Annotated in this window: 15 protein-coding genes and 3 tRNA genes; 13 read left to right on the forward strand and 5 right to left on the reverse strand. The window is 37.7% G+C overall.

Translation table 11 applies throughout. The features are described from left to right. Positions 1 to 160: 160 nt before the first annotated feature. The gene (locus EV194_RS13380; protein WP_132434543.1) at positions 161 to 751 is read left to right on the forward strand and encodes a hypothetical protein; all 591 of its coding nucleotides are present in this window, start codon (positions 161 to 163) and stop codon (positions 749 to 751) included. A 113-nt stretch (positions 752 to 864) separates the two neighbouring features. Here EV194_RS13380 and EV194_RS13385 read toward each other — a convergent pair whose 3' ends face one another. Both EV194_RS13385 and EV194_RS13390 read right to left on the reverse strand, forming a co-directional pair. Further along, on the reverse strand, positions 865 to 2,721 hold the full coding sequence (locus tag EV194_RS13385; protein ID WP_132434544.1) for a peptidase U32 family protein: 1,857 nt from the start codon (positions 2,719 to 2,721) through the stop codon (positions 865 to 867). Then, entirely contained in the window at positions 2,697 to 4,154 is a 1,458-nt protein-coding gene (locus tag EV194_RS13390; protein ID WP_243699416.1) for a glycoside hydrolase family 16 protein, read from the reverse strand. The genes EV194_RS13385 and EV194_RS13390 overlap by 25 nt, the downstream gene beginning before the upstream one ends. A gap of 345 nt (positions 4,155 to 4,499) precedes the next feature. On the opposite strand from EV194_RS13390, the gene EV194_RS13395 reads away from it, so the two are divergent. Further along, a tRNA-Leu gene (locus EV194_RS13395) sits at positions 4,500 to 4,583 on the forward strand. A 32-nt stretch (positions 4,584 to 4,615) separates the two neighbouring features. On the opposite strand, the gene EV194_RS13400 is transcribed toward EV194_RS13395, so the two are convergent. The 3 genes from EV194_RS13400 to EV194_RS13410 form a co-directional block, all read right to left on the reverse strand. Continuing rightward, positions 4,616 to 5,152, reverse strand: a complete 537-nt coding sequence (locus tag EV194_RS13400) for a nitroreductase family protein (RefSeq protein WP_243699417.1) — start codon at positions 5,150 to 5,152, stop codon at positions 4,616 to 4,618. A 181-nt stretch (positions 5,153 to 5,333) separates the two neighbouring features. After that, positions 5,334 to 5,993: a Rossmann-fold NAD(P)-binding domain-containing protein gene (locus EV194_RS13405; RefSeq protein WP_132434545.1), complete on the reverse strand. Its 660-nt coding sequence runs from the start codon at positions 5,991 to 5,993 to the stop codon at positions 5,334 to 5,336. Further along, the gene (locus tag EV194_RS13410; protein ID WP_132434546.1) at positions 5,986 to 6,873 is read right to left on the reverse strand and encodes a tetratricopeptide repeat protein; all 888 of its coding nucleotides are present in this window, start codon (positions 6,871 to 6,873) and stop codon (positions 5,986 to 5,988) included. The genes EV194_RS13405 and EV194_RS13410 overlap by 8 nt, the downstream gene beginning before the upstream one ends. Positions 6,874 to 7,145: 272 nt before the next feature. On the opposite strand from EV194_RS13410, the gene EV194_RS13415 reads away from it, so the two are divergent. From EV194_RS13415 to EV194_RS13465, 11 genes are all read left to right on the forward strand, one after another. After that, positions 7,146 to 7,218 (forward strand) — tRNA-Trp (locus EV194_RS13415). 21 nt (positions 7,219 to 7,239) lie between these two features. Then, positions 7,240 to 7,327, forward strand: a tRNA-Ser gene (locus EV194_RS13420). Between the two features lie 360 nt (positions 7,328 to 7,687). Next, the gene (locus tag EV194_RS13425; protein ID WP_132434547.1) at positions 7,688 to 9,232 is read left to right on the forward strand and encodes a class I SAM-dependent DNA methyltransferase; all 1,545 of its coding nucleotides are present in this window, start codon (positions 7,688 to 7,690) and stop codon (positions 9,230 to 9,232) included. A 2-nt stretch (positions 9,233 to 9,234) separates the two neighbouring features. Beyond that, the gene (locus EV194_RS13430; RefSeq protein WP_132434548.1) at positions 9,235 to 10,020 is read left to right on the forward strand and encodes a DUF3800 domain-containing protein; all 786 of its coding nucleotides are present in this window, start codon (positions 9,235 to 9,237) and stop codon (positions 10,018 to 10,020) included. A gap of 159 nt (positions 10,021 to 10,179) precedes the next feature. Next, positions 10,180 to 10,578, forward strand: a complete 399-nt coding sequence (locus EV194_RS13435) for a Fic family protein (protein WP_132434549.1) — start codon at positions 10,180 to 10,182, stop codon at positions 10,576 to 10,578. After that, positions 10,575 to 11,771, forward strand: coding sequence for a restriction endonuclease subunit S (locus EV194_RS13440; RefSeq protein ID WP_132434550.1), 1,197 nt, complete (start codon positions 10,575 to 10,577; stop codon positions 11,769 to 11,771). Before EV194_RS13435 ends, EV194_RS13440 begins: the two co-directional genes overlap by 4 nt. Positions 11,772 to 11,812: 41 nt before the next feature. Then, positions 11,813 to 12,826 carry a PGN_0703 family putative restriction endonuclease gene (locus EV194_RS13445; protein ID WP_132434551.1) on the forward strand — a complete coding sequence of 338 codons (1,014 nt, stop codon included), beginning with the start codon at positions 11,813 to 11,815 and terminating at the stop codon, positions 12,824 to 12,826. 109 nt (positions 12,827 to 12,935) lie between these two features. Continuing rightward, the gene (locus EV194_RS13450; RefSeq protein ID WP_132434552.1) at positions 12,936 to 13,637 is read left to right on the forward strand and encodes a hypothetical protein; all 702 of its coding nucleotides are present in this window, start codon (positions 12,936 to 12,938) and stop codon (positions 13,635 to 13,637) included. Between the two features lie 10 nt (positions 13,638 to 13,647). Further along, complete coding sequence (locus EV194_RS13455; RefSeq protein ID WP_132434553.1) at positions 13,648 to 14,283, forward strand: hypothetical protein; 636 nt, start codon at positions 13,648 to 13,650, stop codon at positions 14,281 to 14,283. Positions 14,284 to 14,362: 79 nt separating this feature from the next. After that, entirely contained in the window at positions 14,363 to 15,070 is a 708-nt protein-coding gene (locus EV194_RS13460) for a DUF3800 domain-containing protein (RefSeq protein WP_132434554.1), read from the forward strand. Further along, a complete protein-coding gene (locus tag EV194_RS13465; RefSeq protein WP_243699419.1) occupies positions 15,018 to 15,584 on the forward strand; it encodes a hypothetical protein in 567 nt (188 codons plus the stop codon). The genes EV194_RS13460 and EV194_RS13465 overlap by 53 nt, the downstream gene beginning before the upstream one ends. The last annotated feature ends 102 nt before the right edge of the window (positions 15,585 to 15,686 follow it).

The following is a 15,686-nucleotide window of genomic DNA, read 5'->3' on the forward strand; positions in this document are numbered from 1 at the left end:
CTATTCCAAATGCCCCAATACTTGAATATTTGGGTTTAGTTAAGAATCAATGCTTCGTGTGTGCGTATTCCAGCGAAACCCTTGTGGTCAATATAACGCAACCTTTTTGTTACCACATCATCAATGCTTTACAAGAATATAAACGAATAAATATAATGCAATGAAAACATATTGTTTCTGGATTGTCTTTGTCACTTTCAGTCTTACTAGTTGCGAAAAGGATGATAATTCATTTGAAAATTTAAGTGAAAACCCGCTCAAATTACTAGAAGAAGTCGCTTATTACGATTTAAATGATGATTCAGTCAATGACATTAAAATTGTATATGATTTGTTTACTTGGTTTGGCATTAATAGTTCGGATGAGTGGATTACTGGAGAAGGAATTTCAGGAAGACTTAGATCCTTAAACGGTAGTTCAGTTTTGCAAAATCGTAACAGTTACACGTTGTTTAACAAATTATACGATACAATTAAAATAGAAGTAAGCGAGCCATATTACTGGGATGAGCACGCATGCTTATCGCTTATATCAATCAGGAGTTCAAATGAAAGTGACAATTTATGGGAAAATGAGTGGAGCATTAGAAGTGATATGATATTTGACTATTACTATTTGGCAGTCAAGTTAAACGTTAATGATAGCAATCTTATTGGCTGGTTAGAAATTAAGTTTAATAAACTGACGGGAGGTATCCAGATCTTAGAAAGTAAATTCACAACAAAAGCGCACATTGTGATTGGCAAATAGTATTGGTCAAAATTTGATGAATTATTACTGGTCGTGGCTGTTGTGTATTCGAGCGATCAGCCTGATGGCAACCTAGTAGTAAAAAGTCCCGTAGTAAATAGAAATTGACACACTCAGCCGTTCTTCGTTTGTTTGGTATCAAGGTCAAAAATATGCATTTCGCACTTTTTGCAGTCAAATTTTAATTCATACGAGTTGTTACCCGATTTAAGAATTAGGTTTTCAGGAGTGGCTTTGGGGTTTTCCTTGGGGCAGCTATTGTTTGCATATCTGATGCAGTGGCGGGTAGTCATTAATTTTGCTCCGGCAGGTGACTTGATTTCAAAAGCTGGTTCTGTAATCTTCACCCCATGAAGGTTGTAGAATTTTTCAGCAAGGTGATTGGAAATGTTCAGGCTGAAATCTTCCGGTGCATCTGGATAGGGATGTGATGTTTTAGGAAAAACTTTCTCTTGCCTGCTGTAGCTGTTTATTCTTTTGGTTTGATGTATCTCGGTTAACTCTCTTCTGATGGCATTGATTTCAGCTGCCGGGATAAAAAGTGGCTGGAGCAGTTGCAATTTAATGCTGCTGGGGTTAAAAATGGTGTTTCCCCATTTGCTCAGTTGATCACGGATGGATTTTAATGCCATCTCCTCATTTCGGGCCGGTTCCTTTTTAATTTTTTTTCTGATTTCCGATCTTAGACCATCTTCATCAGTCATTTGCAGGCATATGCCATCTTCCGTTTCAATCAGAGTGAGTTCCATGGTTATTCGTCTGTTCTCCTTGCTGTTGTTCAGTTGTTTTTCAAACAACTGATCGTGATTCCTATACAGCATGGCTCCGGAATACAACTCTTTTATATCGTCGGCATATACTTTGTTGCCTATTGTTTTGCTTATTCGAAACCCTTTTAACTGTTTGCTTTTGTTTAAAAAGCAAACGCCGTCGCCGTTATTGAAGCTAATTCCATCTTCAACAATAAAATATTCGCGACTTATTGTTACTACACGCCCCAGTTTTTCGCCGAGAGATTTGGGTGTATGCAGTGACCATATGTTCACTTCTCTTCCATTCAAAAAATAGGTGGTGAATCCTCTCGAAAAAGTTTTTGAAGGAGAAGGCTCAAATGGAATTGAAACCCTTCCGGAAGAGCTTCTTGCCAGAGAGGAGTCCGAATCTATGATCTCATCCAATTGTTGACGATACCAGGAGGTTACATTTTTTACGTACGCTGCATCTTTGAGTCGACCTTCAATTTTAAAACTTGATATACCGGCATTGATCAAATCAAGCAGGTGATTTGTGTTGTTTAAGTCTTTAAGGGATAACAGATGTTGATTTTTTACCAGTGGATTTCCTTGTTTGTTTTCCAGAGAATATGGAAGTCTGCAAGGTTGACTGCATTCGCCCCTGTTTGCACTTCGCTTGGTGGTGGCATGACTCATATAGCATTGCCCGCTATATGAAACGCAAAGCGCCCCATGAATAAAAAACTCCAGTGGTACTTTTGTGCTTTTTCTGATCTCTTTTATCTCATTCAGAGTAAGTTCCCTTGCCAGCACCACCTGTTCAAAACCTGCATCTTCGAGAAATTTTACTTTTTCCGGCGTCCGGTTATCGGTTTGCGTACTGGCATGAATGGCAATGGGAGGAAGGTTCAGTTGGGTAATACCCATATCCTGAATGATGATGGCATCCACACCTGTCTGATATAATTGCTGGATCAGTTTTTCAGCCTCAGATAGTTCATGGTCGTATAATAGTGTGTTGAGAGCTACATATACCTTTACGTTGAATATGTGTGCATATTCGGTTAGTCTGGCAATATCTTGCAGGCTGTTTCCGGCTGCGGCTCGTGCTCCAAACTTTGGAGCACCTGTATATACAGCGTCTGCGCCATGATTGATGGCTGCTATCCCACATTCTAAATCTTTGGCCGGAGCCAGCAGTTCAAGTGAAGTTACGCTTCTTTTTTCCTGTAACATCTGATCCAGTCAATGTCCATATAGGACGGCATCTGATTGTCGGATGGGTATTCAGGTAAAATTGTACAGAATGAGAGATACATTGGCTCATCAGGCACATGCTTAACTTCCCTGTGTACTTCAATTCCGTTGATTTTCCAAATTAATGCTTCAGGCGACCAGTCCAAGGTGTAAATAAAGTACCCATTTTTAAAATTGGCACCGGTTATTTTCTTCAACAGGTTTAATGCCTGCCCCTCAGGTGCACTAACATGAATGCCACTTTCCAGTGCTTTACCTTTTTTTAGGCTGGTTTTAAATACATCCAACTGGGGCAACATTTTTTCTCCCACTAACCAAAAAGCATTTACAACAGGGAAGGCTTGCGAGAATTTTATTTTAGCTTCAAATTTGCCATATTTTTGTCGAAAACTTTGCCCTGTACTTATCAGTCCTGAGGTATATTCAAAATCCTGCATTGTAAATCCATGGGTAGCATCCCAAACTTTTCCCCGATAGGCTTCTTTTTGAGTGTTGATGCGAACAACGCTGTCGTGCATTTCAATGTTATCCTCTTTAAAGAACTGCTTTTCGCCGGCGAGCACATAGTTGTCGTTCATAAGTGCTTTCCCCCAGTAATAGCCGGTCATCCATCTGCTTTTATCAAGTTGTAATGCATCAAAATCATCTTCAAATGTGATCTCCCATTTACGGATTTCTTTAAAAGGATTCAGTTTCTTGGTTTTTTGATACCATTTTACATCCTCGTTTTTTTGAAGTTCGTTGAACTCCTCAATTAAACGGGCTTCTTCCGATTTTTTAAAACGATTTTTATCTTCAAGAAATGTTTTTTTATCAATGAATTCTGGCGACTGGATGATTGATTCCAACTTAAAAAAGGATTTCAATCGCTCACTGTTTTCCAGTTTGGCAACCGTTCTGTATTCGTTGGATTTTTCTTGTTTCAAATAGAAGGTGATCTCAGGATCTTTCTTTAGTGTATTAAATTGCTCCTGCTTTGCATATGCTTCACTTTGCTTGAAATCTTTTTTTACTTTGGCTGAATGAAATGCCGAGGAGTTTACGAATACTTTTAAATCATTAAACTCTTTTAAAAGGTCAGACTCTATAATACTTTTTATCCGATCCAGTTTGCCACTCTTGGAGTAATTCAGGTATGATTTTACATCTTTTGATGCTTTCATGGATTTATATTGCTCCAGTTGCCGATACTCTTCAGAGTTTTTAAATTTGGCCGATTTCAGGAATTGAACTTTCTTTTCAAAGTCACCTGAATGTATCAGTTGATCCAACTCGTTATATCGTCTTAATGTTTCTGATTGATCCAACTCGTTGAATCGTTCAAAATCATTTTTTTCCTTAATTAGTTTTGATTCATACTTTTTGGTAGAGCCAAATTTGCTTCCAAACTGAATTCCAAATATTATTGCCATTCTTTCGAGTTTTTAAATATCAAAGGGTTTAGTTTGTTACGAAAATAAAAGCAAAGGGTTTTTGTTTTTACCGTGGAAAATTAAGAAAAAAAGATCAAATAATTGTATTTATGAAAAAATAGATGGTATTATGGACATTTTGTACCTGAAACTCTTGCTTTAACGTAATTATTGTTTTTATTTGGTTGGAAGTTTTTGTTGATATTTTTCGTTTTATAGTGGCAATTCATTGCAAATCAGAGATGATTCTACATTAATCATCTAAATTTGTAAAAATCTGATGGTCGATTACCTCTCATAATCTTAAAAAATTATATATTTGCATCCGCGAAAGCAATAGATATTGCCCAGATGGTGAAATTGGTAGACACGCCAGCTTGAGGGGCTGGTGCCGGTTACGGCGTGCAAGTTCGAGTCTTGTTCTGGGCACAAAAAAGGAAGTCATCGACTTCCTTTTTTTATTATTCTTGAAATGCTTCCAAATGCACTCTCTCCTTAAGCAGCACATCATCTGTATATGGCTCTCTCTCTCTTTCTTTGTAGCCAATGGCAATAATAGAGGCAACTTCCAAATTTCCCGAAGCTTTGATGATTCCTTTCACATAATCGCTTGCAGATAATTTTTCGTCATGTTCTCTAAGCCGAACCTGAATCCATGTTGAACCCAAACCCAGGTCTTCTGCAACCATTTGAAGTAAAATAGCTGCAATGGAGCAATCTTCTACCCAAACATCACTTTTAGCTGGATCAGCAAGAATTACAACAGCCAATGGCGCACCGGCAAGGAATGCTGCCCCGTGTGGTTTGCATTTGGAAAGCTGCTCAATACTCTCTTTGTTTTCAATAAATACAAACTCCCACGGACGATTGTTTTTGGATGTTGGCGACCAGAGAACTGCTTTTATTAATTGTTCTTTAAAGTCCATGCCAATAGGTTGTGATGTGAATTTACGACAACTTCTGCGGTTTTGAATCTGTTCAAGCATTGATTTTTTCATAAAATAGATCGTTAGTCCCGAGTGTCTCGGGATAGATTATTTGATAATAGATGAAAGCAAACATCCTTAACTAAACGGCATGAAACGAGCCGTGAGAAAAAGTTCTCACACAGGAGAATGATTATTGGCGAGTTCCATCCCGAGTACTCGGGACTTAAAAACAAATTTTAGACACATAAAATTAGGCGTTTTCAATGTGTTGAGCAATATTATGAATCTCCTCTGATTCGATGATGTTGTTTTGATGACCGTTAAAAGCCAGGTAAGCCATTACATGAGCCAGGGATGAGGCTTTAATGGGTTTGTATTTTCGCAGAACTCCAATAAAAATGATTTTAAATGGTTTTAAAATCATGGAGGCCATTTTCTCCATGAATCGTTTTTCAATTCTTTTTCCTTCAATTAATGATGGCCGGACGATATACAAACTGGGGATGTTCAATTTAAGCAGTTCTTCATCAGTCTCTCCCTTTGTTCGGATATAATAGTTGCTACTTTTGGAGTTGGCGCCTATGGAACTGATGACAACCATGGTTTTAACTCCATTTTGAGTTGCTCTGTTTCCCAGTTCCAGAACAGCCTGATGGTCAACCTCTCTGAATTTTTCAACCGAACCTGCTTTTTTCAGGGTGGTACCCAGGCAGCAAAAAACCACATCTACATCTGATGGGATCTGGATTTCTCCTAACTTAAGATTGATAGACGACACGTGATTCGGCAAGTCAAAGATGGCTTTGCGAGCTGCAAGGTAGAGTTTCCCAACACGTGGGTGTTGGGAAAGAATTTTAGCCAGTTCAGAACCGGTTAATCCGTTTGCACCATATATAGCTGCATTAATCATTTGCGTTGTTGATTAGTTGCTCCATTCGTGCAGCTTCCGGACGCATCTCTAATCTTCTATAAATATTTCTTAAATACTGCATGTAGGTTACGTTGGAAGGTTGCATTTCATGCAACTCTACAAATAGATCTCTGGAAGTTCGAAAATCAGCCGAAATAAGCCTTAACTCCCTTCTCAGGTATGCATAAGTGGTGTAGTTGGGGTTTCTGTTGTATTTTGTCATCTCATCCTGATACCAGTTTTCGGCTTTCTCGTAATAGAATCTTGCTTTCCAGAATTTGGCAGGTTCAAAATTAGGATCTTCGGCCAGAATTTTTCCCGAAAGCTCCAAAGCTTCATCTGATTTATCTGTTTTTTCCAATACCTGCAATTTTTTGAACATCGTTTCCGGATTCTGGTTGTCGGGAATTATACTCCAGGTATTTAATGCAGATTCGTAATCACCGGTGCTTTCCTCAATTTCAAAGATTCGGAGCATTACGTCCCTGTGACTATCGGTTTGTTTTACTGTTTCAATATGATTGATCCAATGTTGGTACTCCTGTTTTTGGTTTCCGGTTTGGCGGTAACTTTTACCTTTTATCAGTACCACTTCAGGATTGTTTTGCCATATCTCTGTTTTCTCAAAATAACGATGAGTTTGATCATGAAATCCGGCGTGCCACGCTGCTTTACCTGCCAAAATTGATATAGCCTGACTGATGGTGTCATTGCTGTTTCGTGTCATTATTTCCAGGCGGTCGTATTCACTCAATACCTGATTATAATTCCCTTGTTGATATAATTGTGTGATATTTGATTCCAGATTTGTCAATTGCCTTCCGGGTGCGCATGAGGCGATGATTAAAACAACGAGTAGTGTTGAAAAAATAAACTTCATTTGGTAAATATTTATTGGTTATTTTGATGTTTTGACCTGGTTCTGTCACAATAAATGAGCCAGAAAAAAATTGCAATTCTACTGAACCACAAAAATACCGAGCCTTCTATTGGGAAACAAGCGAGTTTACTTTTTTTAATAAGATTATGATTTTTATGAATGACATAGCGATGAGCGTCAAATGTTTAAAATTATTATTGAAAATAATAACGGAATCGTTATTAAATATTATGCAAATGTTCTATTTTTGCAGCCGTAAATCTGATTTAAACACGGGTGTAGCTCAGTTGGTAGAGCACTGGTCTCCAAAACCAGGTGTCGGGAGTTCGAGTCTCTCCTCCCGTGCAAAACAGAAACAATTCAACCGGAGAGGTGCAGGAGTGGTTGAACTGGCTCGCCTGGAAAGCGAGTGTGCGCCAAAAGCGTACCGGGGGTTCGAATCCCTTCCTCTCCGCAAAAAAGACTTTCATGAAAATGAGAGTCTTTTTTTATGGAATGAAATGAGGGATTCGAACAGAAGGGTTGGCCGGGTTCGAATGCCGAAGGTATCATGAGCGGCTCGTGATTGGGCTTTTGCGGGAGCGAACTAATCCCTTCCTCTCCGCAAAAGGGACTGTCTGAACCAGACAGTCCCTTTTTTTGTATATTGTCTACGACTCGATCGTTAGTCCGGAATGCGGACAAGGGTTTCCATCTTGTTTGTTTAGTTTGGTTCTCGCCAAAGTAATGAGTTTATTCTTAAAATCACCCGAATTTTCAAACGAAATGTTAATTTTACAGGTGAGATAAAAAATGCATAAGTAATATTCTATAAATGGCTAAGAAGAACGGAAACGGTACAGAAGAAAAGTTGGAGCAGAAGCTATGGAAAACTGCGGATAAACTGCGCAAGAACATTGATGCTGCCGAATACAAACACGTTGTATTGGGCTTAATATTCTTAAAATATATCTCCGATGCTTTTGAAGAACACTACGCTAAACTTGTAGCAGGAGAAGGTGAATATGCCGGAGCCGACCCCGAAGATAAGGATGAGTATGGAGCCGAGAATGTATTCTTTGTGCCTGAAAAGGCGCGTTGGACATACATTCAATCACAGGCGAAAATGCCAAATATTGGTAAGCTGATTGACGATGCAATGGATTTAATCGAGGCTGACAATGCAACTCTTAAAGGCATTCTTCCTAAAACCTTCGGGCGCTCTAACCTGGATCCTCAAACTTTGGGCGGACTCATCGATACCATTGGTACCATTGCCTTGGGTGATGAAAAAGCAAAAAGTCAGGATGTGCTGGGGCGTGTGTATGAGTATTTCTTAGGCCAATTTGCATTGGCCGAAGGTCAGAAAGGCGGACAATTCTACACTCCTGAAAGCATTGTAAAGCTTTTGGTTGAAATGTTAGAACCATACAAAGGTCGTGTGTACGACCCTTGCTGTGGATCTGGAGGCATGTTTGTACAGAGTGAAAAGTTTATTGAAAGCCATCAGGGGCGTTTGGATGATATTTCGGTTTACGGACAGGAGAGCAACCAAACAACCTACCGCCTATGTCGCATGAACCTTGCAATTCGTGGCATTGATGGCTCAAACATTAAATGGAATTCCGAAGGTTCGTTCCTGAATAATGCGCATAAAGATTTAAAAGCTGATTACATCATTGCCAATCCTCCTTTTAATGTAAGCGATTGGAGCGGTGAACTGTTGCGTGACGATGCACGTTGGCTATACGGTGTGCCACCTGCCGGCAATGCCAACTTTGCCTGGGTGCAGCATTTCCTTTACCATTTAAAACCCGATGGCGGGCACGCCGGTTTTGTTCTGGCCAATGGTTCTTTAAGCTCCAATACCGGTGGCGAAGGTGTTATACGTCAAAAACTGGTAGAGCATGATTTGGTGGAATGCATTGTGATGCTGCCGAAGGCACTGTTTTTTAACACCGGTATCCCTGCCTGTTTGTGGTTCTTGCGTCGTGGCAAAAAGAATCGGCAAGGTGAAGTGTTGTTTATTGATGCTTCGGAGCTGGGCTACATGATTGACCGGAAAAACCGGACTTTTGCGCCCGAAGACATTAGTAAAGTTGCTGATACTTACCACAACTGGCTCAATGGTGAGGAAAAAGGTGCGTACGAAGATATTAAGGGATTTTGTAAATCAGCAAGCCTTACCGACATACAAAAACATAAGTTTGTATTGACTCCAGGGCGTTATGTTGGCATTCCCGACGAAGAAGACGACGGCATACCCTTTCAGGAAAAAGTAGATGCTTTGACTTCCCGGTTGCGTGAACAAATGAATCAAGCTCAGGAACTCGACCGGGAGATTAAAACACAACTGGCTAAAATAGGGATTGAGTTATAACTATGGCTAAAGAGTATATAATATATTGCGATGAATCAATTGCTAAAGGTGACTACTATTCTGATTTCTATGGTGGATGCATTGTCGAAACCACAGACGCAGAGAGGATAAATAACGCATTGCTTCAAATCAAAAGGGAACTTGGATTTTCGACAGAACTGAAGTGGACTAAGGTTACAGAACATCACTTGGATAAATATTTGGATATCTTAAGTTGTTTCTTTAGGTATATCGCAGAAGGAACTGTAAAGGTAAGGATAATGTTCCGGCAAAATGCATTTGAACCAGTGGGTTTAACTGCCAAACAGAAGGAGTCGGGGTATTTCTTGCTGTATTACCAGTTTATTAAACATGCATTTGGTTTAAGATATTGTAATCCAGAGGGAGAGGAAATATACATTAGAACATATTTTGATGACCTACCGGAAAATAATGAGAAAAAGGAGCTTTTCAAAAATCATATTTATGCATTACAGTCTCTTCCTGATTTTACAAATGCTAATATCCGAATCCGGCGCAGGGATATCGTTGACGTTGATTCAAAGAATCATATTATATTGCAATGTGTGGACATCATTTTAGGAGCAATGGCATTTAGGCTTAATAATCTGCACAAAGCGAAACCGGAAGGCGCAGTTAGAAGAGGTAAACGCACTATTGTCAAAGAAAGATTGTATAAGTATATTTTAGCTGAAATATGTAAAATTAAACCAAACTTTAACGTTGGTATTACTACTGGAATACAGAGCAATCCTTCAAATACTTGGAGTTATCCGTATCGTCATTAGAACTTCAAAGCGTATAATCACCGGATTAATGAAGATAGATTCAAGAGATAAAAAAAACTCGATTTGAGCAACTCCCACGTGGAACGTAGGCCTGAACTCAAACGGAGCTAACACAAAGATACAATGAAATTTTAAAATTGCAAACAAATCAGAGCCAAAATGATGGTGTATAAATACGTTGATATCAAAGATAAAGATTTTCAAGAATTTCGAAATATAAACTGGCAGCAAGAGTTACAGCAGGAGTTGAAAGACCTATTAAATCAAGAACTTGAGCAAGAACAGCAAGAGTTGCAGCAAGAGTCACAGCAAGAGTCTCTTTTCACCATCATCTTGTCAAAGATGCTAGACGATGCTAAGTCAAGAAAGGAAATCTCAGTGGCATTGGGACAAAAAACCATTTCAGGTCAATTAAACGAAATACTTAGCAAACTGCAAGAAAACCGTTTAATAGAATGGACGATACCAGATAAACCAAACAGCTCTAAACAAAAATACAAACTCACGAAACGGGGCTTGGCTTTTTATGCATTGGTAAGAAAGGAGGAGAAGAAATGAGTGAGATAATAAATACAACACTTGGAGAAGTGTTGGAAATAAAATATGGCAAAGATCATAAAAAGCTTGCTGATGGAATTGTCCCTTTATATGGTAGTGGAGGCATAATGAGATATGTGGAAAAAGCCATATATGACAAGCCTTCTATAATGATACCAAGAAAAGGCTCTCTCAACAACTTGTTTTATGAAGATAATCCTTTTTGGACAGTAGATACATTGTTTTGGACAATAATTAATGAAGAAAAAGTAGATCCTAAATATTTATTTTATTTATTATCATTGCATAATCTCTCAAAGTACGATGAAGGTTCTGCAGTTCCTAGTTTAACAACGAAAGCTTTAAACGATGTTCCAATATCTTTCCCAAAAAGTATTGACACTCAAATTGAAGTTAGGACAATAATTGAAAATCTCGACCAAAAAATCACCCTCCTTCGCCAGCAAAACCAAACATTAGAAGATCTGGCACAGACTCTTTTTAAGCGTTGGTTTGTGGAGTTTGAATTCCCAAATGAAAACGGAGAGCCTTATAAAAGTTCGGGCGGCAAAATGGAGGAGAGTGAATTGGGGGAGATTCCGGAGGGGTGGAGAATAGTTCAATTGAAAGATATAGTGGAGATTGGTTCCTCAAAAAGGATTTTTGCTAGTGAGTATTTGCAAAACGGAATTCCATTTTATAGAGGAAAGGAGGTTACAGAATTGTCAAACGGTAATAATCTAGTTCCAGAAATTTTCATATCGGAACAGAAATATAATGAATTAAAAAATGCTAGCGGAGTTCCAAAAAATAATGACATTCTGTTAACGTCTGTTGGGACAATCGGCAATACATATTTAGTTCAAAAAGATGAACGGTTTTATTTTAAGGATGGGAATTTAACCTGGTTTAAAAGTTACAAAACAGTAATTGATTTTACGTTTATTTATATCTGGCTTAAAAGCAAGTATGCTGAAATAGCTTTAGAAGGCATAAAAATTGGGAGTACTCAACAAGCAATAACAATAGACGCCCTTAATACAATTGAGATAGTTATTCCGAATGAAAATAATTATCTTAAGTTGAGAGATTCATTAAAAAGTCTCATTTTTAAACAGCAAAAAAATACCAACGAAATCCAAACCCTCACACAATTGCGCGACACGTTGTTGCCAAAGCTGATGAGTGGGGAGATAAGGGTAGTAGAAGAGTAAATAGGAAAATGAGCTTAGTGAACTTAATAAACCAATAGAATATGCAACAACGCAACTTCATACAGACACAAAGGCAAAACCAAATAAGTTGGCGTGAATCTAACGTTTCTACTGCTGAGTGGGGTTACCAGAATGGAGGTAAATATGAGCATGTTATTCCAAGGGGCAATTGGATTGAAACCGTTTACCAACCAATTAGGGCTGAACTAACAACTTACCTGATCGAGAAAAAAGTAAAAGAGCATACAGGGGTTCATAATTTAATGAGTTCTTGGATTTTGAGTGCCAATCTATATTTTCCTGTTCTAAGTTCAGAGGTGTTTCGAATATTAATGTTGCAGTTTTTACAAGAAAGAATTTCCAATGAGATAACCGAACTTGTGGATATTCAGCTTGAGTTTGCCTTTGATTATGGTGATGCATTGCACCCTTCTTTGCTATTGGGAGAAATGGACGGAAGCAGGGGCTCCGGTCAGACTTCTCCTGATGTTGCTTTTTTGGTGAAAACGAAAAAGGGCGATGGAATTATTCTAACAGAGTGTAAATACTCCGAACATAGCTTTTATTCTTGTTCTGCTAGAACTGTAAAAGGGAGGCAAGAAAAGCCGGATAACCCCGATCCAAAAAGATGTATGGAAGTATTAACGGGAGACGGATACAAAAGCATTTGTCACCAGTCTGTATGGGGTCGAAAGTATTGGGGTAACCTACAATTATCAGAGATGGCTCATTCTAAAATAAAGCGCTGTCCTGCTGCTACAGATGGATATCAATTATTTCGTCAACAATCATTAGCCGAAGGCATTGCCAGATGTGGTAAATATGATTTAGTAGCATCTACCGTAGCATTTGACGGTAGGAACAGCAATTTAATCTCTTGTTTAAAAACAACAGGTATAAACGATTTTCAAACAGGATGGTGTGAATTGTGGACAGGAAAAGCTATCTTCAAAACCTGGCATCATCAGGAATGGGTTCATTTTGTCAGGACGCATCAAAAAGATGGTTGCTGTAATGACTGGTTGAATTACATGAAATCAAGATATGGGTATTAAGAGAGCAGGACTTTGTACAGAATAACCTGAAACGCAATAGAGTTTTGCGTTAATCAAGAGAATCAAATTACTTTTAGAATTAATCAATAATTGTTACAAACAGAAATATATGCTAACAGCAATACATCGAGGAAAAGCGAGTCAATGTTTTAATGGTGAAGAACTTGATTGGAAAGAGTTATTTAGTGGCTCAGAAGACTCCTTAACGGCATCCATTTTTGAACGTTTATTTTACTTACCTACCGATTTGTTTTGGTTTATTTTAAGGAATTCCTGTTATGATAACGATGATCTGCCTAAAGATTGTGGTTCATTAATATCTAAAGAGTTTTGGCCACATTGGGATGCCACAAAAACCAGCAATTCAAATTATATCGAACCCGATATCTTTATACGATTTGAGAAATTTGATCTTATTATAGAGGCCAAAAGATATGATAAAAATCAACAAGACCCCGAACAGTGGAAAAATCAAATAGACGCATACAAAAATATGCATGACAAAAAACTTTACTACATTGCATTAGGAGGCATTAGGTCTGAGAAGAAAGAAAAATGTAACAATGTAATCATTTTCCCATGTCAATGGAATAGAATTCTAAGGGCTGTAAAAAAGGAGTTAAGTAATATAACAAAAGATGTTGATGCTACTGATGCGCCAATTCTATTGCGTCCTATATTTGAGGATTTATTACTTGCGTTTAATATCCACGAATTTGCAGTAGGTGAATGGTTTGAAACCATGCCTCATCTTGATTCATACATAAACAATCAGAGTCTTGTAACCTTATCTGATTTACCATTTAATTAACAAAATAATCATGAACAAAGAAAAAATAGAATCAACATTCCTAGATGTGCGTAAAGCATATCGTTTATTATTTCATTATCAAAAGCGAGTTTTAAATCTTGTCGATTTCATATCTAAAGAGTTTGGATTTGATTATAAAGGAGGGTATCCAATTCACATGGATTCCAGCCCCAATAAAGGGCGTGGAGAATTGTGCAACAGTCCATGGAATTGGCTAAATATGTATGCGTATGAATTCCGAATGAAATCTCAAAAATTCGGAAGAAGAACCGTTGATTTGTCCATATATCTGCAAAGTGACTCTGGGGCTCCATTTAAAACAAATCATGATATGGATGAACTTGACAAATATGACAGTTTAGACAAATCAAAAACAAGGCTCCACTTTCTTTTAACAGACAAAGCACTTAAAGAGGAAGATTATAATTTAATTATTGATGATGGAGATATACCTCATGATAAAGATTGCTCCAAGTTCTTAGAGCACAATGGTGGTAAATTGTTCATAAAGGCTTTCAACTTGAGCGAATTTATTAATGAAGAAAAATCCATTAATATCTTGCTTGAAATAGCTAAAGAGTTTAAATCAAAAACCGATATCGAGCTAAAAATATTAAAAAACAGAGTGGATGACCAAAATAACTGAAAACGACATAGAATTTTGGGACATTGAGGAACTTGAAAACCTTGGTTGGAAGTTAAAATCTGGTTAAACGTATATTATCATGATAGAATACAATATATACTGCGACGAAAGTTGCCATCTGGAGAATGACCCACATAAATCTATGGTATTAGGAGCTGTTTGGTGCGTTAAAGATGATAGGCAGCAAATGTTTAGCCGGATTAAGGATATTAAGCAGAAGCATGGTTTAAAAGCTGATTTTGAGATAAAATGGAATAAAGTTTCTAAATCAAAAATTTCTTTTTACCGGGAATTAATCAATTTCTTTTTTGACACTGACAAATTGAATTTTAGAGCTTTGGTGGTGGCTGATAAAAAGGAGTTAGATCATGAGAAGTTTGGACATACGCACGATACATATTACTACAAAATGTATTTTGATATGCTTAAAATCATTATCTCTCCCTATTCTTCCTACTATATTTATCTTGATATAAAAGACACTCAGGGTTATGAAAAAGTACAAAAGCTGCAGGAAGTAATCTGCAATAATCATTATGATTTTTCAAAAAAAATAGTAAAACGCATACAAGAAGTGCGGTCGGATGAAGTAAGTTTGTTACAACTAACAGATTTACTTATAGGTGCTTTGTCCTATATGCACCGAGGCTTAACCGGTAGTGCTGCCAAACTTGAGTTAATTGAATTAATCAAAAAGAGAAGCGGGTACAGTCTAACTAAAAATACCTTGCCGAATGAAAGAAAGTTTAACTTGTTCATCTGGCATACAGGCTATAGGAGGAGCTAGAGTAATGAATTGTTTTGAATTGCCAGATATAATTGAGTTAAATGAATACAGGGGGAATTTTAGTCTGTTTTTAGAAGCTATTTACAATGTTTTCAAAAAAGATTTTGTTACTTCAAAACCCTCTTTCAAAGGAGTGAGGCTAGGTTTGAAAAAGTTTCCATTGGTTGAGGGAAAGGAGTATACGTTTTATCATATGACCCACAAAGGTGACATTGAAAATGAACGAATACCAGATTTTAGAAGGATGGAACGCATTGCGTGGCCTAGGCCTATGATTGATAATTCCGGGGATGAATGTTTAAAAGTTTGGCGTAATATCCGAAGAGGAAATGGCGGTACAAAAAATCGTATTCTAATATTACATGAAACTGAACGGTATTTAGTTGTGTTGGATGACAGAGGTGATTACATTTTACCGTGGACTGCATTTCTTATAGAAGGGAATAGACAGCTTCAGAAATATTTAAAGGAATATGAAGCGTATAGAACGGCAGAAGCCGCTAAGAAAACTTAACGGCTTCGTTTCTCTTTCAACACTAACACCTTACGGATGGTTGGTGAGATATTTTAATTACGTTTAAACATCATTCTATAATGCAAATATAAGCTAAAAAGA

It is taken from the genome of Natronoflexus pectinivorans, assembly GCF_004345615.1.
In the GTDB taxonomy this organism is placed as follows: Bacteria; Bacteroidota; Bacteroidia; order Bacteroidales; family Marinilabiliaceae; genus Natronoflexus; species Natronoflexus pectinivorans.

Coding starts and splice junctions, on each gene's coding strand:
- EV194_RS13380 (WP_132434543.1), top strand. CDS start 161: ATGAAAACATATTGTTTCTGGATTGTCTTTGTCACTTTCAGTCTTACT.
- EV194_RS13385 (WP_132434544.1), bottom strand. CDS start 2,721: ATGTTACAGGAAAAAAGAAGCGTAACTTCACTTGAACTGCTGGCTCCG.
- EV194_RS13390 (WP_243699416.1), bottom strand. CDS start 4,154: ATGGCAATAATATTTGGAATTCAGTTTGGAAGCAAATTTGGCTCTACC.
- EV194_RS13400 (WP_243699417.1), bottom strand. CDS start 5,152: ATGAAAAAATCAATGCTTGAACAGATTCAAAACCGCAGAAGTTGTCGT.
- EV194_RS13405 (WP_132434545.1), bottom strand. CDS start 5,993: ATGATTAATGCAGCTATATATGGTGCAAACGGATTAACCGGTTCTGAA.
- EV194_RS13410 (WP_132434546.1), bottom strand. CDS start 6,873: ATGAAGTTTATTTTTTCAACACTACTCGTTGTTTTAATCATCGCCTCA.
- EV194_RS13425 (WP_132434547.1), top strand. CDS start 7,688: ATGGCTAAGAAGAACGGAAACGGTACAGAAGAAAAGTTGGAGCAGAAG.
- EV194_RS13430 (WP_132434548.1), top strand. CDS start 9,235: ATGGCTAAAGAGTATATAATATATTGCGATGAATCAATTGCTAAAGGT.
- EV194_RS13435 (WP_132434549.1), top strand. CDS start 10,180: ATGATGGTGTATAAATACGTTGATATCAAAGATAAAGATTTTCAAGAA.
- EV194_RS13440 (WP_132434550.1), top strand. CDS start 10,575: ATGAGTGAGATAATAAATACAACACTTGGAGAAGTGTTGGAAATAAAA.
- EV194_RS13445 (WP_132434551.1), top strand. CDS start 11,813: ATGCAACAACGCAACTTCATACAGACACAAAGGCAAAACCAAATAAGT.
- EV194_RS13450 (WP_132434552.1), top strand. CDS start 12,936: ATGCTAACAGCAATACATCGAGGAAAAGCGAGTCAATGTTTTAATGGT.
- EV194_RS13455 (WP_132434553.1), top strand. CDS start 13,648: ATGAACAAAGAAAAAATAGAATCAACATTCCTAGATGTGCGTAAAGCA.
- EV194_RS13460 (WP_132434554.1), top strand. CDS start 14,363: ATGATAGAATACAATATATACTGCGACGAAAGTTGCCATCTGGAGAAT.
- EV194_RS13465 (WP_243699419.1), top strand. CDS start 15,018: ATGAAAGAAAGTTTAACTTGTTCATCTGGCATACAGGCTATAGGAGGA.